The sequence below is a fragment of the Arenibacter sp. S6351L genome, from assembly GCF_023016025.1.
Classification (GTDB): Bacteria; Bacteroidota; Bacteroidia; order Flavobacteriales; family Flavobacteriaceae; genus Arenibacter; species Arenibacter algicola_B.
The window spans coordinates 16,235-41,065 of record NZ_JALKBB010000029.1 but is presented as its reverse complement, the minus strand read 5'-3'; the positions used below and the strand labels follow the sequence as shown (position 1 = coordinate 41,065).

General features: G+C 39.4%; 23 protein-coding genes. 13 read left to right on the top strand and 10 right to left on the bottom strand.

All coding sequences use genetic code 11. The features are described from left to right. The 9 genes from MWU82_RS19600 to MWU82_RS19560 all read left to right on the top strand — a co-directional run bounded on the left by MWU82_RS19600 (position 1) and on the right by MWU82_RS19560 (position 11,145). Positions 1 to 1,509, top strand: coding sequence for a DUF1501 domain-containing protein (locus MWU82_RS19600; protein ID WP_247097645.1), 1,509 nt, complete (start codon positions 1 to 3; stop codon positions 1,507 to 1,509). 25 nt (positions 1,510 to 1,534) lie between these two features. Beyond that, a complete protein-coding gene (locus MWU82_RS19595; protein ID WP_247097644.1) occupies positions 1,535 to 2,404 on the top strand; it encodes a TIM barrel protein in 870 nt (289 codons plus the stop codon). 7 nt (positions 2,405 to 2,411) lie between these two features. Then, a complete protein-coding gene (locus MWU82_RS19590) occupies positions 2,412 to 3,809 on the top strand; it encodes a c-type cytochrome domain-containing protein (protein ID WP_247097643.1) in 1,398 nt (465 codons plus the stop codon). Positions 3,810 to 3,919: 110 nt separating this feature from the next. After that, positions 3,920 to 5,359 (top strand): PKD domain-containing protein, encoded by a 1,440-nt coding sequence (locus MWU82_RS19585; protein ID WP_247097642.1) that lies wholly within the window; start codon positions 3,920 to 3,922, stop codon positions 5,357 to 5,359. 95 nt (positions 5,360 to 5,454) lie between these two features. After that, positions 5,455 to 6,885, top strand: a complete 1,431-nt coding sequence (locus MWU82_RS19580; RefSeq protein ID WP_215949216.1) for a DASS family sodium-coupled anion symporter — start codon at positions 5,455 to 5,457, stop codon at positions 6,883 to 6,885. A 336-nt stretch (positions 6,886 to 7,221) separates the two neighbouring features. Next, on the top strand, positions 7,222 to 9,723 hold the full coding sequence (locus MWU82_RS19575) for a zinc-dependent metalloprotease (RefSeq protein ID WP_247097641.1): 2,502 nt from the start codon (positions 7,222 to 7,224) through the stop codon (positions 9,721 to 9,723). Positions 9,724 to 9,943: 220 nt separating this feature from the next. Continuing rightward, positions 9,944 to 10,129: a hypothetical protein gene (locus tag MWU82_RS19570; protein ID WP_247097640.1), complete on the top strand. Its 186-nt coding sequence runs from the start codon at positions 9,944 to 9,946 to the stop codon at positions 10,127 to 10,129. 140 nt (positions 10,130 to 10,269) lie between these two features. Further along, positions 10,270 to 10,449, top strand: coding sequence for a hypothetical protein (locus MWU82_RS19565; RefSeq protein WP_215949213.1), 180 nt, complete (start codon positions 10,270 to 10,272; stop codon positions 10,447 to 10,449). Between the two features lie 237 nt (positions 10,450 to 10,686). Beyond that, positions 10,687 to 11,145: a hypothetical protein gene (locus MWU82_RS19560; protein ID WP_247097639.1), complete on the top strand. Its 459-nt coding sequence runs from the start codon at positions 10,687 to 10,689 to the stop codon at positions 11,143 to 11,145. A 74-nt stretch (positions 11,146 to 11,219) separates the two neighbouring features. On the opposite strand, the gene hemL is transcribed toward MWU82_RS19560, so the two are convergent. Genes hemL through MWU82_RS19540 form a run of 4 tightly spaced genes read right to left on the bottom strand, consistent with a single transcriptional unit; the run spans position 11,220 to position 14,604 of the window. Next, positions 11,220 to 12,509: a glutamate-1-semialdehyde 2,1-aminomutase gene (gene hemL / locus MWU82_RS19555; protein ID WP_247097638.1), complete on the bottom strand. Its 1,290-nt coding sequence runs from the start codon at positions 12,507 to 12,509 to the stop codon at positions 11,220 to 11,222. A 3-nt stretch (positions 12,510 to 12,512) separates the two neighbouring features. Further along, a complete protein-coding gene (locus tag MWU82_RS19550; protein WP_247097637.1) occupies positions 12,513 to 13,361 on the bottom strand; it encodes a glucosaminidase domain-containing protein in 849 nt (282 codons plus the stop codon). Next, positions 13,358 to 14,263, bottom strand: a complete 906-nt coding sequence (locus tag MWU82_RS19545) for a pyridoxal-phosphate dependent enzyme (protein ID WP_247097636.1) — start codon at positions 14,261 to 14,263, stop codon at positions 13,358 to 13,360. The genes MWU82_RS19550 and MWU82_RS19545 overlap by 4 nt, the downstream gene beginning before the upstream one ends. Before the next feature lie 2 nt (positions 14,264 to 14,265). Then, positions 14,266 to 14,604 (bottom strand): hypothetical protein, encoded by a 339-nt coding sequence (locus tag MWU82_RS19540; protein WP_247097635.1) that lies wholly within the window; start codon positions 14,602 to 14,604, stop codon positions 14,266 to 14,268. 181 nt (positions 14,605 to 14,785) lie between these two features. Here MWU82_RS19540 and MWU82_RS19535 point away from each other — a divergent pair, with 181 nt between their 5' ends. The 4 genes from MWU82_RS19535 (at position 14,786) to MWU82_RS19520 (ending at position 18,922) form a co-directional block, all read left to right on the top strand. After that, positions 14,786 to 14,953 carry a DUF5522 domain-containing protein gene (locus MWU82_RS19535; protein ID WP_215949207.1) on the top strand — a complete coding sequence of 56 codons (168 nt, stop codon included), beginning with the start codon at positions 14,786 to 14,788 and terminating at the stop codon, positions 14,951 to 14,953. A 68-nt stretch (positions 14,954 to 15,021) separates the two neighbouring features. Then, on the top strand, positions 15,022 to 15,582 hold the full coding sequence (locus MWU82_RS19530; protein ID WP_215949206.1) for a DUF4136 domain-containing protein: 561 nt from the start codon (positions 15,022 to 15,024) through the stop codon (positions 15,580 to 15,582). A gap of 260 nt (positions 15,583 to 15,842) precedes the next feature. After that, on the top strand, positions 15,843 to 17,594 hold the full coding sequence (locus tag MWU82_RS19525; protein WP_247097634.1) for an aromatic amino acid hydroxylase: 1,752 nt from the start codon (positions 15,843 to 15,845) through the stop codon (positions 17,592 to 17,594). Positions 17,595 to 17,656: 62 nt separating this feature from the next. After that, the gene (locus MWU82_RS19520) at positions 17,657 to 18,922 is read left to right on the top strand and encodes an acetylxylan esterase (protein WP_247097633.1); all 1,266 of its coding nucleotides are present in this window, start codon (positions 17,657 to 17,659) and stop codon (positions 18,920 to 18,922) included. A 27-nt stretch (positions 18,923 to 18,949) separates the two neighbouring features. Here MWU82_RS19520 and MWU82_RS19515 read toward each other — a convergent pair whose 3' ends face one another. The 6 genes from MWU82_RS19515 to MWU82_RS19490 all read right to left on the bottom strand — a co-directional run bounded on the left by MWU82_RS19515 (position 18,950) and on the right by MWU82_RS19490 (position 24,760). Next, a complete protein-coding gene (locus MWU82_RS19515) occupies positions 18,950 to 19,561 on the bottom strand; it encodes a DUF4230 domain-containing protein (RefSeq protein ID WP_247097632.1) in 612 nt (203 codons plus the stop codon). Between the two features lie 43 nt (positions 19,562 to 19,604). Then, complete coding sequence (locus MWU82_RS19510) at positions 19,605 to 20,255, bottom strand: response regulator transcription factor (protein WP_247097631.1); 651 nt, start codon at positions 20,253 to 20,255, stop codon at positions 19,605 to 19,607. A gap of 3 nt (positions 20,256 to 20,258) precedes the next feature. Beyond that, on the bottom strand, positions 20,259 to 22,232 hold the full coding sequence (locus MWU82_RS19505; protein WP_247097630.1) for a tetratricopeptide repeat protein: 1,974 nt from the start codon (positions 22,230 to 22,232) through the stop codon (positions 20,259 to 20,261). Between the two features lie 28 nt (positions 22,233 to 22,260). Then, positions 22,261 to 22,524, bottom strand: a complete 264-nt coding sequence (locus MWU82_RS19500) for a hypothetical protein (RefSeq protein WP_247097629.1) — start codon at positions 22,522 to 22,524, stop codon at positions 22,261 to 22,263. A 158-nt stretch (positions 22,525 to 22,682) separates the two neighbouring features. Next, entirely contained in the window at positions 22,683 to 23,735 is a 1,053-nt protein-coding gene (locus tag MWU82_RS19495; RefSeq protein ID WP_247097628.1) for a hypothetical protein, read from the bottom strand. 80 nt (positions 23,736 to 23,815) lie between these two features. Continuing rightward, positions 23,816 to 24,760, bottom strand: coding sequence for a GSCFA domain-containing protein (locus MWU82_RS19490; protein WP_247097627.1), 945 nt, complete (start codon positions 24,758 to 24,760; stop codon positions 23,816 to 23,818). Between the last annotated feature and the right edge of the window lie 71 nt (positions 24,761 to 24,831).

Below are 24,831 nucleotides of genomic sequence, written 5' to 3'. Positions count from 1 at the left end.
ATGAACAGTTTGGACCGATTAATAAAGGAAAAGTTACAACGGGAAATTCAAGCGAAGACCCGTCGACATTTCATTAAAGATTGCGTTGCCGGCATGGGCGGTTTGGCCCTAGGCTCCTTCTTTATGTCCTGTAATTCCTTTCTTGGCAACAAGGATACCGCTAAGATTGCCCTAACGGAAAGGGACATCAACCCTTTGGCTTCCATGGCCCCTCCTTTCCCCGCCAAGGTAAAATCGGTAATTTACCTACATATGGCAGGAGCTCCTTCCCAGTTGGAAATGTTCGATTACAAACCTACATTGCAAAAACTGGACGGACAGGTTACCCCGCAATCCATGTTGGAAGGCAAAAAATTTGCCTTTATTAGGGGAACACCTAAACTTTTGGGTCCCCAGGCGGAATTTAAACAACATGGAGAATCCGGTAATTGGGTCTCCAATTTCTTGCCCCACTTTTCCAAAGTAGTGGATGAAGTGGCTTTCCTTAAAGCGGTAAATACAGATCAATTCAATCACGGGCCCGCCCAATTGTTTATGCATACGGGAAGCCCCAGATTGGGCAGACCAAGTATAGGGTCCTGGGTTACCTATGGCCTAGGTTCCGAAAATCAGAATTTACCAGGCTTTGTAGTACTTACCTCCGGAGGCAAAACACCGGATGCCGGAAAAAGTGTGTGGGGAAGCGGTTTCTTACCATCAGTTTACCAAGGGGTCCAATGTAGGTCCAAAGGAGATCCAGTGCTTTATATAGATGACCCTAAAGGTATTACCCGAAATCTTAAAAAAAGCACTATCGATGCTATAAACAATATCAACAAAAAAGAATTCAACGAATATTCCGATCCAGAGATCTTGGCTAGAATCAATCAGTATGAGATGGCCTACCGTATGCAGACTGCAGTACCAGAGGTAATGAACATCAACAATGAACCAGAGCATATAAGGGAAATGTACGGGGTACAACCCGGAAAGGAATCCTTTGCCAACAATTGCCTTTTAGCCAGAAAACTCGTTGAGGACGGGGTACGATTTGTTCAATTGTTCGATTGGGGCTGGGACAGTCACGGAACTGGTCACGATACTGCAGTAGACCTAGGGCTCAGAAATAAATGTACAGAAATAGACAGACCCATGTCCGCGCTACTCCTGGATCTTAAACAAAGGGGATTACTGGACGAGACCTTGGTGGTCTGGGGAGGCGAATTTGGCCGGACCCCAATGCAGGAAAACCGGGAAGGTCAGGAAATGGCCTATAAAGGCCGGGATCATCACGGAGATGCCTTTACCATGTGGATGGCCGGAGGGGGCATAAAAAAAGGGGCCAGTTGGGGCCTCACCGATGAAATTGGATTTTCCGCTTTGGAAGGCCAGGTCTCGGTACACGATGTTCACGCCACTATGATGCACCTTCTAGGTTTTGACCACGAACAATTTACTTTTGATTTTCAAGGAAGACCCTTCCGTCTTACCGATGTAGAAGGACATGTAATACACGAAATTCTTGCCTAAAACACAAACCCACCAAACCAATAAAATGCGATTATTCATAATACTTTTTGGCTCCCTACTATTTTCCTATGGTCAAGAAAAGGTGCTTTTTTTTCAAACCGATTGGGGCAACCAATTGTCCTTGGATGGCTTTTGCGAACGGGCCAAGACCTCCGGCTATGATGGAGTAGAATTATGGTTGCCTTCGGGATCCGAAAAACAGGAAGCCTTGAAGGCCGCCTTGGAAAAACATGATCTACTATTAAACCTACTGCATGGCACCAATAAGGGCCTGCCTTTTAAGGAGAGTTTGGAACAGTACAAAGGTGTTTTGGAGACCTTAATGCTATGGAAACCGGTACTGATCAATAGTCAGACCGGCAGTGATTTTTTTACGGCCGAAGAAAACAAGGCCTTTATTGATGCGGCCAATACCATAAGCGCCAAACACAATATTCCCGTATATCACGAAACACATAGGGGCCGTTTTAGTTACAACCTGCCGGATACCAACAAATATCTGGCCCTAATTCCTGATCTTAAGCTTACCCTGGACATTAGCCATTGGATGGTAGTCCACGAGTCATTACTACAGGGCAAGGACGAATTATTAAAGGAAGTAATAAAAAAATCCAACCATATACACGCCCGTATCGGTTATGCCGAAGGTCCGCAGGTAAATGATCCCCAGGCCCCAGAATGGAAAAATGCCCTGGAAAGACATATGGCAATTTGGGAAAAGGTAATTAGGAAAGGTTGGAAGGAAAACAACGGTGTTGTAACAGTGACCACAGAATTTGGTCCAGCAGATTATATGCCAACCCTGCCCTATACCCGTGTACCAGTTTCCGATCAATGGGAGGCCAATGTTTTTATGATGGAGACCCTAAAAGAACGCCTAAAATTGAACAAATAATTTATCCATGGAAGTTATCCAACAATTAATTGGGCGCTTACACCCTCTTGTAGTGCATTTACCGATAGGATTCATTATTGCCGCCTTACTATTGCAATGGTATGATAGAAGGAATAAGGAATGGACCAAAATAATTGGGATCCTGTTTCAATGGGCATTTATTTTCGCAACCATAGCTTGTATTAGTGGTTATCTACTTTATAAGGGTGAAGGATATTCCTTTGATACGGTAAAATATCATTTATGGCTGGGCATTGTTACTGCCCTATTTTCTTTGTTGATGTACCTTCGATTGACAGCACCCTCAAAAATCGACTTTATAAAGCGAGTACCGGTAGTCCTTTTTTCGTTCTCACTATTATTTCTAATATCGTTCACCGGACATCTTGGGGGAAATATTACCCACGGATCGGATTACCTTATTGAACCACTGCCCAACAGCATAAAATCCCTTTTGGGTGTTGGCCCGAAAGTTTATGAAATGCCCACTTTGGAAGAAGAGAATTGGGAAGAGGCAATTTTATATACGGATTTGGTACAACCCATCCTCAACACTAGATGTGTAAGCTGTCATAATGCCAAAAAAGAAAAAGGCGAATTGCAATTGGAAGAAGAAAATGGCATCCTTAAAGGCGGGGAAGACGGATTAATAATAGAGCCGAACGACCCGGAAAAAAGCTCCCTCTATGCCAGATTGATATTGCCTTTGGACCATGAAGACCATATGCCACCAAAAGATAAGGATCAGCCCTCCAAGGAAGAATTGGATATTATAAAAATCTGGATAGCCAATGGCAATTCATTCAACAAGAGCATTGGGGAAATAGGCTTAAAAAAAGAATCAATTCAAGCTTTCTTCCCAAAAGCCAAGGACGATACTTATCCCAACGTAGCGGTTGCCGAAATTTCAACGGATACCATTGCAGTTCTCAAGAAAAAGGGCTTTCACGTAGAACGCTTAAGTGAGGAAAGTAATTTTATAAAAATCTCCTGTATCAATAAACCTTCCTTTTCCGATAAGGATTTTGATTTGCTATCTTCAGTAAAGAGTCAAGTTGTTTATCTTGATCTAGGTGAAACCCAGATTACCGATGCCATTTTTGAAAAAATAAGCACCTTGCCCCACCTTACCGTATTAAAATTGGACAATACCGGGGTAACAGGAAAGAATATAGAGGCATTGGAAAAACTGGAATATCTTAAAAACTTGAACCTTATGGGGACAAATTTTGAAGAAGCACATCTCCCAAAATTAAAAAAGTTTAAAGAATTACAGATTGTATATCTGTTCAACACACCTATTAAAAAACCGGATCAAATAGACAAACCCAAAGAAGGGGAATTGTTTATGGATTACGGAGGTTACGACCTACCTAAAATAGCCACAGATTCCATAGTTTACTAGTTTGGACACTAACTTGGTGCAGTCAGCGTTAAAACACTGGTTTACATCGAAATGCTGAAATAAGAGCGTCATTTTCACGTTAATACTAATGGATCCCAAATCTGTTTAGTATGAAAAAATTCTACGCAATTATTTTTATGTGTTTTTTTACGCTTTCCTGTACCACGGAAAACAATGGAGAAGGCGGCATTCCTGAAGCTGAAATAGATTTAACCTCCTGTTTTACATTAAGTACAGATACCTTAGCTATTGGGGAGTCTTTACAAATAACCAATTGTTCCAAAGGTGCCGTACTCTATTCCTATGATTTCGGAAACAATGAAACCAGCAATCAGGAAAGTCCCGTTATATCCTATCAGGAGGGTGGCAGTTTCACCATTACCCTTGTTGTTTACGATGACCAAAAACACAGTAAAACCTTTAGCAAAACAATTTTTGTAGAAACCCCGGTGGAATCCTATTACCTATTCCCCGAAATTCCCCTTGGAAACAATGGGTTACCAATAGAGATGGGTCTTAATCCGCATAATGGCAATATTTTCTATCTGGAAAAAACCGAGGATCTGGTAAACCTGACCGTGCCAAAATTCTACTACAAAGAATTAGGTATCAACCTTATACCTACTTCCAATTATATTACCGACCAACAATTCAACACGGAAAATGCTTATGTCAACTTCTTGGGCAACGGCAACAAGAACATCCATTTTTCCCGTACCCTGCCCGAATTGTACGGATCCCGGGAAATAACCATGAATAGCAGCTGGGGCTTAACATCTACTTTAAGTTCTGCTACCAAATACCTTTATGGTTATTTGAAAGAAGATGTAAATTATATATTCTATGGAACTCAAAAGGACAATGGTGTATATAAAGCTGTCATTGAAAAAAGAAATGCTAATGGCGATGCCTTTGATGTCCAATTTAAAACTATTGGGTCTAACAATGCCATGCTGGCAGATATGATCAAGACAAACAATGGCTATGTAGCTTTTGGAGCCACATTCAACAAGAACATTATCCTTCCCTTCATTAGCAACTATAGCCCATTTCTTGTGTTTTTCGATACTAATTTGGCCGTTACTAAAACGGTAGACCTAAGTAATTCCGTACTTGGGGGGCATATTACCGAAGCCAACCATTTAAATGGCACCTATCACTTAATACAATTGTCCAACGGCAACTTGGCCGCTTACGGTAATGGCGAGCTCAGCATTACATCTTCGGACGGAAGCATTATCAATTCCCACTATTTTAATGTGGATAATAATATCCAAGCAATGATCTCTTTAGGAGATTCCTTTGTAATCTCAACGGGCGATGGCTATTTGCGCAAATTCGACCCTACCGGTGCGGAAATAAAGAAACTAAAGTACAAGGGGAGCTTTATTCCTGAAATATTGGAAATAAACAATAAATTATTCTTTGTTGCCGGATACCGTACTGAGGATACGATCCCCAACATAGGTGAACTTTTCGTCATAAAAACATTTTACGGTGCGGTGGATAAAGACCTAAATTTGATAAACTTGGAGTCGATTTTCAACTAATTGGAATCAAAGGCGCTAAAACTAAAACTACTAATCAGTTTACATTTTTATAACTGCCAGAAATAACCTAGTTTAGAACACCATAAACCTCCCATATGGATTTGAGCAAAAAATTAGGATTATTATTAGGCCCCATCTTCTTTTTTATTCTTCTAAATTTACCCAACACCCTGGTCTCCGAAAAAGGCGATGCCGTAATCGCCGTGGCGGTTTGGATGGTAGTTTGGTGGATTACCGAAGCCGTTTCTATTTCGGTGGCGGCCCTTTTGCCCCTTATTTTGTTTCCCCTACTTAAGATCATGCCCATCAACGAGGTAGGCGCCAATTATGGAAGTCCCATCATTTTTCTGTTTTTTGGGGGATTTGTGATGGCCTTGGCCCTGGAAAAAGTGAATTTACATAAACGCATTGCCCTCAACATCATACGAATTACGGGAACAACACCGAACAAGGTAGTACTGGGATTTATGATTGCTACTGCTGCTTTAAGTATGTGGATCAGCAATACGGCCAGTACGGTTGTTATGCTCCCTATTGCCATGTCCGTTATTGGGCTGTTGGTAAACGATGCGGATGGCTTCACCAAGGATGATCGCAATTTTGCCCTCAATGTAATGCTGGGAATCGCATTCTCGGCAAACGCAGGTGGTATTGCAACCGTTATTGGTACCCCTCCAAATTCAATTTTAATTGGTTTACTGGAAAACGAGTACAATATTGAAATCTCCTTTCTTAAATGGATGGTTATTGGATTACCATTTTCAATCATTATGGTAACCATTTGTTATCTGGTCCTAGTAAAATGGTTTTTTCCCAATAAGCAATTAAAATTTACTGGCTCCAGACAGATTATTCAAGAAGAATTAAAAAAATTGGGCCCTATGAGCCGCAAAGAAAAAATGGTGCTCACCATCTTTGGAATAACGGTTTTCCTATGGATTTTCAGAACATTGATCAACAGTATTTTTCCATCCCTGGGATTATCGGACACTATCATAAGTATGATAGCCGCGGTTTCCCTTTTTGCGATTCCTTTTAACCTTAAAAAGGGTGAGTTTATAATTGGCTGGAGCGATACCGAAAAATTGGCCTGGGGAATTCTAATATTATTTGGTGGCGGACTGGCCTTGGCCGAAGGCATGTCTACAAGTGGTATTGTTGATATGGTGGCAAGCGCCATTTCCACTAGCGAAATAAGTATACTATTTACGGCATCCTTGTTAATTCTATTAATGCTCTTTATGACAGAATTAATGAGCAATGTAGCCTTGGTTGCAGTGCTTGCTCCGGTAGTTGCAGGTATAGCGATAGGTCTTGGAGTTCCTTTACTCTATTTATTGATTCCGGTTACCATTGCCAGTAGCTGCGCCTTTATGTTGCCCATGGCCACGCCCCCCAATGCCATAGTTTTTGCCAGTGGTTATATAAAGGTATACCAAATGGCAAGGGTGGGAATAGTCCTTAACCTTATCTCAGTGGTATTGTTGATCCTATTGTTCCAATTCGTGATTCCCCTACTCTTCTAGTTTATAGGATCAATTTAGACGATGAGTACCGGAAAAGTCCTAACAAAAGTAAAGCCTTTGTTCCCACAAAGACTTTACACATGCTAAATTCAAATAAACTATTAAAAGAAATTCTCTATTCAAATAGACTTGTAATAGGTAAAAATGTTACACTCTAATTGTAATTTTTTTTCTTTTTACTGATAGAATGCAAGAATAAGGGGACCTAAGATTAAGAAAGACCTATAATTCCGTTAATTATTTTGTAATTGGGCAATAATCCAAATCCACTTCCAGAATTTAAATTATTTTTAGTTCTTTGAAAGATTACAAGAATTTATAAAAATTGCCCGAAATATGATTAAAAATTTACTCGCGAAAGCGTTATTTACATTTTTGCTTATAGGGTGCTTCCAGACAACAGAAGCACAAATCTTTAAAAAGAAGGACAAAAAAGCCGAATCCTCCGACACCAAGGAAAAATCAAAAAAAGGAGAAATAGAATCCTATGAAAAGGTAATCACCAAAGATGCAAAAACGGATAAAGGTCTTTTTGATGTACATATAGTAGATGACAATCATTACTACGAAATACCGGATTCCCTGTTTAACAAGGAAATGCTAATGGTCAGTAGAATTTCCAAAACGGCTACAGGTATAGGCTTCGGAGGAGGAAAAATAAATACCAAGGTCCTTAGATGGGAAAAGTTGCCAAAAAAAGTCTTGCTTAGGGTTGTAAGCTATGATATTGTTGCTGCCGATTCACTACCGGTAAGTGAAGCCGTGGTAAATTCCAATTTTGAACCCGTGCTGTATTCATTCGATATAAAGGCATTTAAAAAAGATAGCTTGAATCCCGCTACCGTAATCCAAGTGAACGATCTTTTTGAGAAGGATGTAAATGCCCTGGGCATGCCAGATCATTATAGGAAGGAATATAAGGTTTCGCGATTGGATGAATCCAGAAGTTATATCAGTACCTTAAAAAGTTATCCCCTAAATATAGAGGCTAGACATGTAAAGACCTATGTGGCCAGTAATCCTCCTTCCAATGGAAGCCTAGGTTCTATTTCGATTGAAATAAACAACTCCATGATATTACTGCCGGAAGAACCCATGAAACGCAGATATTTTGACAAGCGTGTGGGTTGGTTTGCCCGTGGCCAGGTAGATTATGGCTTGGATGCACAGGAAAGTAAGACGGTGCGTTTTCTTGACCGTTGGCGACTGGAAGTGAAGGATGAAGATATTGAAAAATATAAAAATGGTGAACTTGTAGAGCCAAAAAAGCCCATTGTATATTATGTTGACAGGGCCACCCCAAAAAGTTGGGTACCCTTTATAAAACAGGGAATTGAGGATTGGCAGGTCGCTTTTGAAGCTGCTGGCTTTAAAAATGCCATTTTGGCCAAAGATCCCCCAACTCCTGAGGAAGATCCAGAATGGTCACCAGAGGATGTACGTTATTCCGTAGTTCGCTATCTGGCCTCTCCTATTCCCAATGCCAACGGACCACATGTAAGCGACCCCAGAACTGGTGAAATATTGGAATCCGATATCAACTGGTACCACAATGTAATGACCTTGTTAAGAAATTGGTTTTTTGTACAAACGGCCGCCATTAACCCCGATGCCAGGAGTGTTGCCTTTAAAGAAGAGGTTATGGGCCGCCTAATTCGGTTTGTGTCTTCGCACGAAGTGGGCCATACCCTAGGGTTGCCCCACAATATGGGTAGTAGTATAGCCTATCCTGTTGATTCGCTCCGCTCTGCTTCCTTTACCAAAAAATATGGCACGGCGCCCTCCATAATGGACTATGCCAGATTCAACTATATAGCCCAACCAGGGGACGAGGGTGTAGCCCTTATGCCGGAGATTGGGGTGTATGACAAATATGCCATTGCTTGGGGATACCGCCCCATATTGGACAAATCCGACAAGGAGGAAAAGGAAACCTTGGATAGCTGGATCCTAAAACATTCAGGGGATCCATTATACCGATTTGGCCACCAACAAGTAGGTGATGTAGTTGACCCAAGTTCGCAGACCGAAGATTTGGGTGACAATGCCATAAAGGCTAGTGCCTATGGTATTGAAAATTTGAAAAGAATAACTCCAAAACTGATTGAATGGACGGCTGAAAAAGGCAAGGAATACGACGATCTAAACACCATGTACGGTCAGGTAATTTCACAATTTAATAGATACATGGGCCATGTCAGCAATAATATTGGTGGCGTCTATGAGCAATATAAGACCTATGATCAGGAAGGGGCAGTATACACTCCTGTAGATAGGGAGCATCAAAAAAATTGCTTGCTATTTGTGCAGGAACAATTATTCCAAACCCCGGAATGGCTGATTGTTCCAAATATATTTAATAAAATAGAATATTCAGGTTCCGTAGAGCGTATTAGAAGCCTACAAGTTAGAACGCTGGATAATATTTTGAGTTTGGGCAAATTGGCCAGATTGATCGAGAACGAAACTGCTAATGGCAAGGACGCCTATTCCCTTTTGGAAATGATGACCGATCTAAGAAAAGGGTTATGGTCCGAAACACGAAATGGGAGAAAAATTGACACCTATAGAAGAAATCTTCAAAAAGCGCATATTGAAAGATTGGGCTACCTGTTGACCACTGAAGATGATGCCAAAAAAGGAAATTCCGGAGGATATCAAAAATCCACCCCAATTAACACTGGACAGTCAGATATAAGGTCGATTGCCAGAGCGGAATTGAATATTCTTAGAAAAGACCTAAAAAATGCGATCAATAGAACAGTGGATCCCATGAGCAAGTATCATTTGCAGGATGCAGTGGAACAAATAGAACTCATTTTAAACCCCAACAGTTAGATTCATCATAATTTAAGGACTACCTCTGATTTTATAAAAGTAACATTATGTTTAAAGGGATAGGGCTATCTTAACCGATAGCCCATTTTTTAGGTCTAAATCCCATATTTTTCCGTTGAACGGATACCTTTTGACGATTAAATGTAAAATTTAACAATATTTATTTTCTGACATTTAATATTTTTCCTACTTTCAGACCTTTATTAATACCCCCCAATCTATGTCTTATAAAATAAAAAGTTTATTGTATTTTGTTTGTTTTGCAGCCTCGGCTGTTTTATACTATGCACTGGAGCCCGAATATAACAATAAAAATAATCGTGATTCGGCCGAAATCATACAACTACAATCCGATAATTTAGATATTGACAATAAGTTGGCAAAATTGGAGAAAATACAGGAATAAGTCTACTTCTACCTTCCTTTCAAATTTACGACCACATTTTTTGGTCTTTTTACAACAACTTTAAATGTGTTTCACAACATTGGCCAATTTGGAGACAATAGATTATATATCTTAGAGGTATAATAAAAAACCCCAAATCTATGTCCTACAAAATAAAAAGTCTTTTATATTTTATTTGTTTTTTGGTGTCCGCTTTGGTTTACAATAATCTATCCGACAACACTACAGCAAATAAAGACCTGATCTCAACGGAAAAATCAAAAGTTACTATTGAAGCTTTGGCAGATAACTCAGAAAATCAATTCATAAACATACAATAACAACAATCCAATAATTTGTTTTGAATAAGGGCATAAACCTAGGTTTATGCCCTTATTTTTTGTTAGTTAATACACCTATTACCATTCCTTTGGGATTAATAATTTATGCCGCTATAGTAACTATACTCGCCCTTATCCATATAGGCCATTCTGTTAAAATTGCCCCAAAACTAGCTTTCCTATTAAACCAATCTGTTACCATATTGTCCTATATACAAACAGTAAATAATAAATAACATGAAAAAATTAGTTGTATTAGTTGTATTAATGGCCGGAATAACTGCCATAGCACAAAAACCAGAAAGGGAAAGAGGCCACAGAGGCGATATGAAAGATATGAGTCCTGAACAAATTGCCACCCTGCAAACGAAGCAGATGACCCTGGCCTTGGACCTTACTGATGCCCAACAAAAGGAAATTCAAAGTCTAAACCTGCAAAATGCTGTGAAGCGTTCAGAGAAAATGAATGAAATGAAGGCGAGAAAAGAAAGCGGTGAGGCCAAAAAATTAACTTCAGAAGAGCGTTATGCCATGAAAACAGCCATGCTGGATCATCAGATTGCCCAAAAAGAAAAGATGAAGAAAATATTGAACAAGGAGCAATATATGAAATGGGAAAAGATGAAAGCAAACAGGGAAGGTCATAGAAAAGGCAGAGGAATGAAGGACAACGAGAAAAGGTCCGGAAAGAAATAAAACTTTTTCCCCTCTAGAATAAGGAAGGCTAAATAGGCAAAGTAGTGTCTATTTAGCCTTCTGTATTTTACTGATCAATGTAGATCTTTGGCAATATTGGAGAGCGCAGTGATGGTCTCATCCAAATCTTCATAACTAAGGGCATCATTTAAGAAGTAACTTTCAAATGCGCTGGGAGGCAGGTAGATACCCTGATCCAACATGCCGTGGAAATATTTCTTGAATGTTGCATTGTTCCCTTTGGCCGAAGATTCAAAATCCACCACTGGTTCTTCTGTAAAATGAATAGAGATCATGGATCCGAACCTATTCATCTGAAAAGGAATATTGTTATCGGTCAATACCTGTGCCAGTCCTTTCCCTAGGTATTTGGTCTTATCGGCCAAACTCCTAAAGACTTCCGGATTATTGTTCAATTCGGTCAACATTGCCAGTCCGGCACTCATTGCCAAAGGGTTCCCGCTCAACGTTCCTGCTTGATAAACAGGACCATCAGGGGCTAAATGTCCCATGATCTCCTCTCTAGCTGCAAAAGCACCAACAGGTAATCCTCCTCCAATTACCTTTCCAAAAGTCACGATATCGGCATCTACACCCAATACTTCCTGGGCACCCCCTTTTGCCAATCTGAATCCGGTCATAACCTCATCAAAAATCAGCAAAATATCCTCTTGGTCACAAAGATTGCGCAATCCCTTTATAAAGTTTTCTTCTGGAATAATGCACCCCATATTACCGGCTACGGGCTCAATAATAATGGCAGCAATTTCTCCTTTATTGGCCGTAGCCAAGGCTTTTACACTTTCCAGATTATTATAAGCCGCCAAAAGGGTATCCTTTGCCGTGCCCTGGGTAACCCCGGGGCTATTGGGACTCCCAAAGGTAACCGCACCACTTCCCGCTTGAATTAAAAAGGAATCCGAATGACCGTGATAGCACCCCGCGAATTTTATTATTTTATCCTTTCCGGTAAATCCCCTGGCCAAACGCACGGCACTCATACAGGCTTCCGTACCACTGTTTACAAAACGTATCTTATCAATATTGGGAACCATGGAAACCGCAAGCTTTGCCAATTGGGTTTCTATTTCCGTTGGCATTCCGAACGACGTTCCCTTTTTTGCCTTCTCAATTACCGCATCTATTACGGGAGCATAGGCATGACCTAGGATCAGCGGCCCCCAGGATGCAATGTAATCTATTAATCGGTTACCGTCCTCATCGTATAAATATGCCCCTTTGGCTTCCTTTACAAAAACAGGGTTACCCCCAACGGCCTTAAATGCCCTAACAGGGGAATTTACCCCTCCAGGAATATAACGCTGTGCTTCAGCAAATAAAGCACTGCTTCTTCTATAAATCATAGATTATCTAATTTTTTCAGATTTTACAGTCAATTTTTGGCCCTCGGCCAAATTGCTATTGTTCATATTGTTCAACTTCATCAATTCTGGGATGGAGACAAAGTAGCGTTTGGAAATAGAATATAGGGTATCTCCCTTCTGCACCACATGAATTTTATGTTCGTACTGTTTAGGTTCCTTTTTTACAATGCCCCCAGACTTTACAACTGTCCTGTCATACTTATCCAGTTCATAGCGCTCTATAAGTGCAATCAACTTATGGGGATATTTACGGTCCGTTGCATAACCTGCCTCTTTTAAACCATAGGCCCACCCCTTATAGTCATCATGATCCAGGTCGAACAAAAACGCATATCTGGCCCGTGAAGATAAGAATTCACTGTGGTCCCTAAAGGAGTACATGGGATGGTTATACTTTCTAAAGCATTCCCCTTTTGCATCGTCATCATGAAAATCATAATCTCCTTCCCAACCCGTATGACATTTTATTCCAAAATGATTATTGGTCTTGGCGCCAAGAACACCTCTGCCCGCACCACTTTCCAGGATACCCTGTGCCAAGGTAATGCTGGCGGGTATGCCATAAGCCTTCATTTCAAATTGCGCTATTTCGGCAAAGGTCTCTATATATTCCTCGGTAGAATTAACCGTGAATTTTACAAATTTGCCATTGTCCTCCGGCAAGGCATAGGCGCCCTCACTTTTGGATTCGCTCAGCGGTTTGGAGGCCGACTTGGTAGCAGTTGTAGTAGTCCTTGGGTCTGGCTTTTTAGCATAGGTAGTTCTCTTTTTAACACCGCAACTCACCAGGAACAAACCCAATATTGTTGTTATCGCTATTCTTTTTATCATACTTTTATTAATGGTAGATTCTTCTTTTTTAATACTAAATTCATTCCTGCTATCCCCTGTAGACCACCACTGTGTATTGCCAAAATTTTGGTTCCAGGTTTAAAATAATCATTTTTTACCAAATCCAAAATTCCATACAAAAGCTTGCCCGTATAAATGGGATCTGTAGGAATATTGGTCTTTTCCTTAAAATAGTTAATAAACTCTATAAGCATTTCAGAAACTTTGGCATAACCCCCAAAATGATAATCTGTGTTGATTTCCCAGTTTTCTTTGGCTGTAAAATTACGAATATCTTTTTTTAAAAAATCACCTTTTAGCGAGGGAAAGCCTATAATTCTCTGATAATGAAGGGAAGAATTGACAATTCCGGCCAAGGTACCACCTGTTCCCACACTGCAACAAATGACGTTAAAACCCTTATCATCCGGGGTCAATATTTCCTCGCAACCTTTCACGGCCAACAAATTTGCACCTCCCTCGGGAATCAAATAATATGGACCAAAATCCTTGTCCAACATATCTAAAAATGATATATCCGCCTTTTCCTTATAAGCAGTTCTAGAAACAAATTTAAAACTCATCCCATGCTCATGGGCCTTGGCCAAGGTGGGATTGTGCATCCAATTTTGACTTAGCTCTTCGCCCCTGATTACCCCTATGGTCCTTATACCGTATAATTTTCCAGCGTAGGCGGTAGCGGCAATATGGTTGGAATAGGCCCCACCAAAAGTTAAAATGGTATCCAAGTCCCTTTGCTTGGCCTCCAAAATATTATACTTAAGTTTTCGGTATTTATTGCCAGAAATAAACGGGTGTATCAGGTCTTCCCTTTTTACCACCAGGGTAACCTGTTTTTTACTTAAAATAGAAAGGTCTACTTCCTGATTTATTCCCTGCACGCCTAAGGCTTTTGGCCCCAAAGATATTTAATAAAACTAAAAGTCCTTCTCTCTTGTAGATAATATAAATTAGTTTCATTATCGTAGGCTTCCCTTTCAAAGCTAATATTTTGGTAGGCCTTGTAAGCATCAAAATACACAAGGTACCTAATAATACCTTCCAACAAATACAAAAAATAAAAGGGTACTATCAATAGTTCCCGTTGTTGTCTTAGATGTATTTTTTCGTGGTTAAGTAGCGTGGCATCCTTTTTTAAAGAAGAGTTCTTCAAAATAATGAAGGGCCAAAAGGAGAGTCCCACATAGTTTTTGTAAAATACATGTTTAAAAACTAAAATCATTCTATCGGATAAATATCACGCCTATCAAAGATAACAGGGAGCTTCATAAAATCTTTTCATAATCGACTTACTACGAACAAAATAGGTTCAAATACAAAAAGTATGCTAAACTCTGTTAAATTACCCCCCACTTAACTGACCAGCATAAATTATTTGGCATAAATCGCATAAATTTACATCAATGAAGAAATTTATACCATTGGAGGAAGGGGATTTTTACCTTTCAGAGGAAGGCTACAAAGTTTTTACAAAACAATATCATCTAAAAAGGGGGTATTGTTGCGAAAGTGGCTGCAGACATTGTCCGTACGGTTATAACCAAAAAACGAACACACAGCGCCAAAACTAAGGTATTCGGCATGATTTTTGAGCTTGATTACATTGAATATCACAAGTACTAATTCAAATATAATAGCTATGAAAAAAATTAAATTTTTAATCGTTCCGATCTTGGTTCTGCTCTTCGCCAGTTCCTGCACATCGGTACGTGTATTATCCGATTATGATAAAGAAGCAAATTTTAATTCGTTCAAAACCTATGCCTTTTATAAAACTGGGATAGACAAGGCCCAGATTTCAGATTTGGACAAGAAGAGAATACTAAAGGCCATTGATGCTGAAATGAGCTCTAGAGGTTACGTAAAATCCGAAAATCCCGATATGTTATTAAGCATATTTACCAAGGAAAGACAACAGGTAGATGTGTACAGCAACTATTGGGGCGCAGGCTTTTATGGCTGGGGCTGGTCTCCATTTTACTGGGGATCTCCATATTACGGAGGAAACAATGTTAGCACAAGAACCGAAGGCTCTTTATATATAGACATCATAGATGCCAAGAACAAGGAACTGGTTTGGCAAGGAAGGGGCGTTGGCACCTTGAACAACATTAGAAATATGGAAAAGAAAGAGAAAAGGATAAAAGAGTTCGTTTCTGAAATATTGGAAGCTTATCCTCCCGGATCAGCTATGAATTAAACTTTTGACCATAAAAAATACCGATTACCTGGAGCATGTTTAGGTAATTTTTTAGATTAAATTCTCCCAAATTCCCTTCCCATTAAGGAAGGGAATTTTTTTTGTTCCCATCCCAATAAATAGGTTGCCTTAAAAATGCCAACTGCCATTAAACCATCCCCTTAATTGTCCTTTCACTTTATTTAGTTATATAATTACGAAAGGTCATCCTTTGGGAACAAGGGGGCATTTTGTATCTTTAATAGAATAAAACACCATCTATGTCTTTTGAAAGCAATTTCATTTTGGATAAGCTTCCCGAGCATTTGAAGCAGTATATAAAACCGCAGAATTATGAGGATTACTCCCCTATAGATCAGGCGGTATGGCGCTATGTAATGCGAAAAAATGTAGATTATTTAAGTAAAGTGGCCCATAAAAGTTATTTGGAGGGCCTAAACAAAACGGGGATTTCCATAGATTATATTCCCAATATGTACGGTATGAACCGTATTTTGAAAGAAATAGGGTGGGCGGCCGTGGCCGTGGATGGCTTTATTCCCCCTTCTGCCTTTATGGAATTCCAGGCTTACAATGTCTTGGTCATAGCCTCGGATATTCGGCAATTGGAGCATATTGAATATACCCCCGCGCCCGATATTATACACGAAGGAGCTGGGCACGCCCCTATTATAGCCAATCCCGAATATGCGGAATACCTGCGTAGGTTTGGAGAGATAGGATCCAAGGCCATTTCCAGTGCCAAGGATTACGAATTATACGAAGCCGTTAGACATCTGTCCATTATAAAGGAGGCCGAAGGCACCCCTCAAGAAGAAATTGATAAGGCCCAAAAGAAAATTGAAGACCTACAATTGAATATGGGCGAGCCAAGTGAAATGGCCCTGATTCGAAATCTTCATTGGTGGACTGTAGAATACGGACTGATCGGTACCGTGGATAGACCAAAAATATATGGTGCAGGTTTACTTTCCTCTATTGGGGAAAGTGCTTGGTGTATGACCGATAAGGTTAAGAAAATTCCATATTCCATAGAAGCAGCGCATACTTCCTTCGACATAACCCAACCTCAGCCCCAACTTTTTGTTACTCCGGATTTTGCTTATCTAAACCAAGTACTGGAGGAATTTGCCAACACCATGTCCTTGAGACAAGGTGGCCTAAGTGGCTTGGAAAAACTTATCAACTCCAAGGAAATGGGTACAGTGGAGCTAAGTACGGGCCTGCAAGTATCTGGGCATTTTGAAAGTGCCATTGCCCATGACGGAAAACCGGTCTATTTACAGACCAAAGGAAATACAGCCCTTGCCTACCGCGAAAAGGAATTGATTGGGCACGGCATTAAGCAACATACAAACGGATTTGGTTCGCCCATAGGGAAATTGAAAGGCATAAATCTTGCGATAGAGGATATGAGTCCCCGCGATTTAAAGGCCTACAATATCTATGAAGGTAAAGTGGTGGACCTTGAATTCATCGGAGACATAAAAGTTTCAGGGGAAATTATTACGGGCACCAGAAACCTTAAGGGAGAAATTATACTGATTACCATGGCAAATTGCACGGTTACCCATAATGATGAAATCCTATTTCATCCGGACCACGGCTTATACCATATGGCCGTGGGAGAAAATATTGTTTCTGTGTTCAATGGCCCGGCAGATTTAAATAGTTTTGATCTGGTTACGCACAAAGTCACCGACACCACCATTAAATCGGCCAAAACTGAAAAAAGGAAGCAATTAGAGCAGTTATACAAGCAAATTAGGGAATTCAGGGAAGGCAAAAACGTAACTATCTCTAGAAACAAGGTTTTCCAGGAAATAAAAGCCAACCATCCAGAAGATTGGTTGCTTGCGGTTGAATTGTACGAATTGGCAAAAAATAATGACGATGTAAGTTTTGCCAAAGAGCTGAAATCCTACTTGGAAACCCTTAAACACCAAAAACCACAACTTGGACACCTAATAGATGACGGTCTGGAATTAGTGGACAAAAGTTTGGTATCATAATCCTGCTCATTAGTTTCATTTGGATTCCCTATATTTATGCTGCTACCTTTAATAGATCTGAAATGAAGCTTTTAACTTGTTTTGTGTGTTCCTTTTTTATTTTATCCATGTCCCCTATATTATCCCAAACCAATTATGAAGAAAGCAAGGTTCCTTCCTTTGAGGTGCCCGATCCATTACTGACTTTTAGCGGTTATAAAATTAATTCGGCAAAAAACTGGGAAAAAGTAAGACGGCCGGAACTACTTCGTTTTTTTGAGAACGATATATACGGTAAGATTCCAAAAAGCCTTAAGATAGACTCCTATACCATTTTAGAACAGGACAACAATGTCCTTAACGGAAAAGCCAAGCGCAAGCAAGTAGAACTTACTTTTAAGAACAATGGCAAAACTTTGAGTTATACCATTTTGCTCTATCTCCCGAAAAACAAAGTGAAGGCACCCGTTTTTTTGGGCTATAATTTTTATGGCAACCACACCATCACAGAGGATAAAGCTGTAATAATTTCATCGGCCTGGGCCAATAACAATGAATCATTCGGGATCAAAAACAACACTTTGACCGAGGAGTCCAGGGGAAAAAGAACGAATCGCTGGGCAGTTGAAAAAATATTGGATGCCGGTTATGGCCTAGCTACCATATATTATGGTGAAGTAGACCCGGATAAAAATGATTTCTCGGATGGCATTCATAGCCTCTTGTATCAACAAGGCCAGAATCAGCCTAAACCTGCTGAATGGGGCAGTATTGCGGCTTGGAGTTGGGGCATGGTAAGGGCTTTGGATTATTTTGAAAAAGATCCTGACATAGACGCTTCCAAGGTAATTGCCTTCGGCCATTCGCGACTGGGAAAAACATCCCTTTGGGCCGGAGCTACGGACAAAAGATTTGCCGGGGTAATTTCCAACAACTCGGGCTGCGGGGGCGCCGCTCTGTCCAAACGTAAATTTGGAGAGACCATATCGGTGATAAACGAAAGGTTTCCACACTGGTTTTGTGACAATTTCAACCAGTACGGTGACCATGAAGAAGCATTGCCCGTAGACCAACACCAGTTGTTGGCGTTGATTGCACCGAGGCCACTCTATGTAGCCAGTGCGGAGGAAGACCAATGGGCCGATCCCAGGGGAGAGTTCCTTTCCGCACATTATGCAACACAAGTTTACAACCTATACGGCAAAAAAGGAATAGAAACCATGGAAATGCCCAAGGTAAATGAACCTATACATAACACCGTTTCCTACCACATCCGTACCGGCAAGCATGATGTTACCGACTACGATTGGGAAAACTATATTAAGTGGGCAAATACCTTTGTGAAATAATAGGAAAGTCGTTCTTATAGGTAATTTTTAATCCAGCAACTTTAATTCTTCAAAATTTTGGATGTTCCTATCCCCATAGGTCAGTGTCCAACCCATGGAATTGGTAAGTACCAAAAATTTGGACAGCTCACTTAGAAGTCGGTTCTGCGCATTGGACTTTAAAGTTGAGGCCTCAATTTTTTTCAGTAGGGACGCATTAACATTGCGTTTTATTTTGTTGTAGTCTTCGGCGTTGAACTGGTTTAAATAATCCGAAGTAACATCGTAGTATTCAAAATCTGGGTTTATCTTAATTTCCGGTTCCGGGATACTAATAATGCGCAGTGTCTTGGTAGTCTCGTCGATGTCAAATTTTATTAGACTTAGGTCATAGGCTACGGTCACCTCGGCATTCACCACCACCAATGCTTTTTTATCGGCAGTAATCAACGGACCAAATAATTGCTGGGAATCCTTATAATTGTACACTTCGGCAAAGTGCCCTTCGGTAACGATCAATTTGGAAACGTTATTGATCTGTTCCTGAATAAGCATTGAATTCTCCTTTAAAATGGACTTCTTTTCTTTCTCCTCCGAACAGGAACGAAAAATTAAAACAATAGCCAACGTAAATATAACACCAACAAAAAACCTTTTCATATCATTAAATATATGTTATAATCAAGAATTATAATGCTAATTTTTAAATAAGATTATTGCGTTTTGCCTTTTCTACCGCTTCCAATTTACTATGCACTTGAAGTTTTACATATATGTTTTCTATGTGCTTTCGAACGGTACTGGGCGATAAAAAAAGATTTTCGGCAATTTTAGTATAACTAAGGCCTTTGCCCAATTGCTCCAAAACTTCCACCTCACGGTTTGTCAGGAAGACTTCTTCCTGGGCCGTAATATTATTCAAAGCTATTGGGTTTCTAAGTAATTTAAGGGTTCTTAGTGCCACTGAAGGAGTCATGGCCGCTCCTCCATTTAATGTGTCCAAAATTCCTTTGTACAAGGTATCTGGGTCAACATCTTTTAACAAATACCCATCAGCCCCTACTTTAATAGCATTAAAAATATTCTCATCATTATCAAAAACCGTCAGCATAACAATTTTAATCTGGGGGTATCTTGTCTTTATTCTTTCGGTAGCCTCAATACCACCTAAAATAGGCATTTCTATATCCATCAAGATCAGATCCAAATGGGGATTTTCTTCCAGTTTTTCCAAGCATTGCAATCCGTTGACCGCTTTCCATTTCACCACTATAGCCTCAAAAAAAGCAAGCTTATCCTCTACTGCTTTTAACAGAAAAGAACTATCATCTACAATGGCTATTTTAATTTTCATTTTCTAATCTCTAACAGGGATATTAAAAACTATTGAAGTTCCTTGGCCCAACATTGAAGTCAGTTTTAATTCACTATTTAGATCCTTAGCTCTTTTTTGCATATTGGACAGGCCATTGCCCAACGTAACTTCGGAAAGTTCAAAACCTACGCCATTATCGGTTACTTCTACATGAAAATAATCCATTGTTTTATGAATGCTGACCTCCATAGTATGTTCTAATTCTTCACTATTTGCAAAAGCGTATTTTAGGGCGTTATTAACAGCCTCTTGAATGATTCGATATAGATTTACCCCTTCTTCTGCAGTAAAGGAATAGGTTGGATCTATATCCGAATCTACCGTAAAATTTAATTTTATATGTTCTGATGCTCTGGTTACGGTTGCCATAAAGATGTTCAACCGATATTGTAAGTCATCAAAAGTGATGTTCTCTTTGTTCATTGCCCAGATCGTATCGCGCAATTCATTAATCGTGGTTTTGGTGAACATCCCAATTTCACTTAATTTATTTTTTATTTTATCCTCTCCAGCGGTTAAACCATACTTTAAGGTATCTATTGATGAGATAATAAAGGTTAATTGACTGCCAATATTATCATGCAAGTCCCTTGATATTCTTAACCTTTGATCCTGTAATCTATTTTGGGTCTCTATATGAACCAAAGCTGTTTTTAATTCGTTTTCCTTTAATAATTGCCTGTTCTTCAATCGCTGTTGCCCGTAAAAAAGATAACCGATCAATCCCAATAAAAAAGCCAAGGAAAGTAGGCCATAAATTAGATTGTTCTTTTTGTCGATCTCCATTTTGTTTTGTGTCAATTGCAATTGCTGTTCAGACAATTCCTTCTCTTTCTTTTCTGCCTGATATTTTGCCTCCAACTCAAACATTGCCTTGGTTTTGGCAATCTGAAACAAACTATCTTTTTTATTAATAAACGCTTGACTAGTGGTATAGGCCAGATCACTATCCCCTTTATTATAATAGGCTTCCGATAGTAATTGTAGCGCATTGACCTCAAATTCTTTAAAATCCTTCTGCCGGGCTACTTCCAAAGCCTTATCCAATTGAGCTATTGCAACATCATATCTTTTAAAACCCAATTGGTTTTTGGCAAAACCTATCCTAGTATTGGTTAGTTCATATTCATTATTATCTGAAGCAAACATATCCATAGCCTCCAAATAAGTTTTTTCGGCTTTCCCATGTTGGCCCAAACTATCTTCCGCTACGGCAACATTGTTCAACATATAAGGCACATATCTATGGTACCCTAATTTTTTATATCCTTCGGCAGCATCAAGTGCATAACTTATAGCGTTGTCAAATTTTTTTAAACGTAGCATTACCGAGCCTATATTCCCGGCAGCAACCGTAATCCCAAATGTATTCTTACTTTTCTTATATAATTCAAGTGCTTGTTGGTAATAGTCCAACACCATAGCATATTCTCCCTGCTTTTTATAAACGATGCCAATATTGCTCAATACCATGGGCAGTAGGTCCGGATCAGTAGCATTATTTCCATAAATTCTCAACGCCTTAAAATAATGCCCAAGTGAAGTTTCAAAATTTCCCCGCTCATCCTCTATAATCCCTAAATTATTATAGGTATCGGCCAAGCCAATACTATCTGCCTTTAAATAATTGACAGAAAGACTTTTGGAGTGGAAATAAATGGCACTATCGTAATCTGCTTTGGCCTGATAAGCACTGGCCATAGAAATATACACAGATGCATAAAGTTTTTCTTGTTTCGTTTTTTTTGCTTCCGATAGCGCCGCCTTTGCATAAACCAAAGCACTATCCAATTGTATGTTTCTATATTGCCAGGAAATCTCGTTTAAAGTGCCAACTAGGAGTTCTCCATTTTGAGTTTTTGAAACCCCTAAAAGGCTGTCCAGCTTTTTTTGCTGAGCATAACATTTTAATATCGTTAGAACTGCTAACAAAAAAATTAGACCTTGCCTTTTCATTAGTACAATTATCGTGAAAATTTCTAATTTATACTATACTTTGATCTAGCAATGATTCTTTTAAATTATACGATATAAAACTATAGCTATTTAGTCCATTTTCCCTAGCAGCACAAGCAACACGATGGTGCTCTATACATTCCAGATAATATCCTACAAGATCTCTATGGGCATTGTCCAGTGCATTGTTTTTATTTTTAAAATATAACATTACACCAAAAGCGATGGCCAAGGTAGCAAGAACTATCAAAATTGAAATAGGCATACTTTCGGCTTTAAATACAGAACCCATCCTGACTATTTTGAATGAAGAAAAAATGTCAGGACGGGTGCAAACTTTTCAAACTATTAATTAAGGTATGAAGGCCAAGACAGACAAATTATCTTGAGCATTAAATAGGGCTACAATTGGGTCCTTTTCCTGAGATAGCCCCCAATCAATAATTATGATTACTTGCCAAGTATTTCGCTGGCATGGTATTCAAGTAGTTTTTTACCTGCCAAATATATTCCTTCTGCATATTTGCCTCCATCAGGCTGGAGCCATTTGGTGGTTTCGCTATAATTATCCCCTCGAATAGAAACTATCGGATTCAGTAATGTAGCCGTTGCCTGGGTTTGAGTGGAATAGGCGGCAATCTTTTCTTTCTGCATAACGCCATCAATTTCCAAATCAGATTTCATACTTCCTAAGTATTGAGATTCTGGACTCCCACCAATTTTCAATTTTCCACGTGTAAAATTCACATAACTGGAAAGTCCGACCGCTTGTTTGGATTTGTCGAACATGCTTGTTAATCCTGCTGAAGTTTTTTCATCCGTTACGGTATAGGTATCGGCTAATCTATAATTCACAAAAAGCTTTACTTTGGCCTGATTGCCAATATTCCAATCTGTCCCCAAGGAAGAAAAAACATAAACCAATGAAACATCGGCTATTAAGGCATCATCCAATTCACTGGACAAATTTTGAGCTGTTTTATCAAATCCTCCCAATTTGGAAGAAAATGCATTTCTATCTTTATAGTAATAAGAGTAATCTGTAGGTACAACCGCAATAATCCCTGTCATATCGGTTTCAAAAAGCATTGGACCAACAGCCTTTTCCCAGCCCTTATAGGTGTCGGTTTTACCGGCTTCTTCGCTTGTTATTAGCTCATATCCCTTATTTTTAAAATCCGCTATAAACTCGGTATATAATTGATCCGCTTTTGCCTGAATGGCCTCTTTGTCCAAAGACGCCAATCCAACGGCCGCTTTTGCTTTGGAAGCGTTTTTAATACTTCGCCCAAATCCACCGGCTTTTTTTTCATCGACCGCCTCCTTATAAATTTCAAAATTTATAGTAAAGCTCGAGATATAGATTTTCTTTGGTCCATCACCAATTTTATTGGATTTAAAACCATCATCTTTTGGTTTAAATTCACCCAATTGTTGTGCTTGCACAGCGGTTATAACAAAAAGAAAAATCGTAAGGTGTAAAAAGTTAAATTTTGATTTCATGAAGTTTAAGGTTTAAATTATTTGCCTCAAAACTCCAATAAAACAGAATACAAAACCATAGGGCAATTGCCTTATTTTAGTCAGAATTTCATAAAAGGAAACTGCTCTTGAAGCAAAATTATCCTTTCTTTAAGATGTCGTAGAAATTTTTGATGCTTTTCCGATTCTAAATTAAAAGGGCGGTGATCCAATCCTTTTTGAATAGTGGCCACTTCATCCATAGTCCTATAGGAAGTTTCGGAAATCCATACCGCTTTAAATTTTTCCCAGATATAGTTAATCGCCAGATCATTGGGATGCACCAGATCATTCGCGTAAAAGCGATAATCCCGAAGTTCGTCCATCATTAGTTCATAACTCGGAAAATACGAGGCATTCCCTGCTTTTATTATATGGTGAACCGCACTGATCAAATGTGCCTTACTTTGTTGATTTTCCACAAAACCATCCTTTAAGTGACGCACTGGGGAAACCGTAAAGACAATCTTGGCCTTTGCATTTACCGCTCGAATTTGATGTATAATTGCCTCAAGACTCTGACTGATTTTTTCTATTGAGAGTAGTTGTTTCTGAAAGGCTATCTGAGGAACCTTATGGCAATTGGCCACTTCCTTTCCACTCTCCTTCAATTGATAGGCCCAAGCTGTCCCTAAAGTAATAAAGATATGCGTAGCCTTGGTTATATATAGTTTCGTTTGCAATAAGCCTGAGTTTAGGCTACCAAGCAATTCTTCCTTTGTAACAGAGGACAAATCGGAATGTGCATCATAACACTGCCAGCGCTCGTTCAAAAAAAACACCTCTTCGCCCGTGTATTCCTTCTGTTGAATAGCCCTAGAAATTAAATTTTCAATGGCCATAGGATGAAATAAAATTCCAAACGGATTTTGTAGGGTTTGAAATTTATAGTAATCCAGTTTGTCTCCTATATTGTTGGCAAAACAAGACCCCAACACCATTAGCTGACTTCTATAATCAATCTGATTTTCAGCTTTTTTTAGAGGTACCTGTGTTTGAAGTTTCATGATTCAATTTTAAGCATTGACTTCCTAAGGCAACTCTAGAGCCTCCTTAAGTTATACCACTATTCGGATTA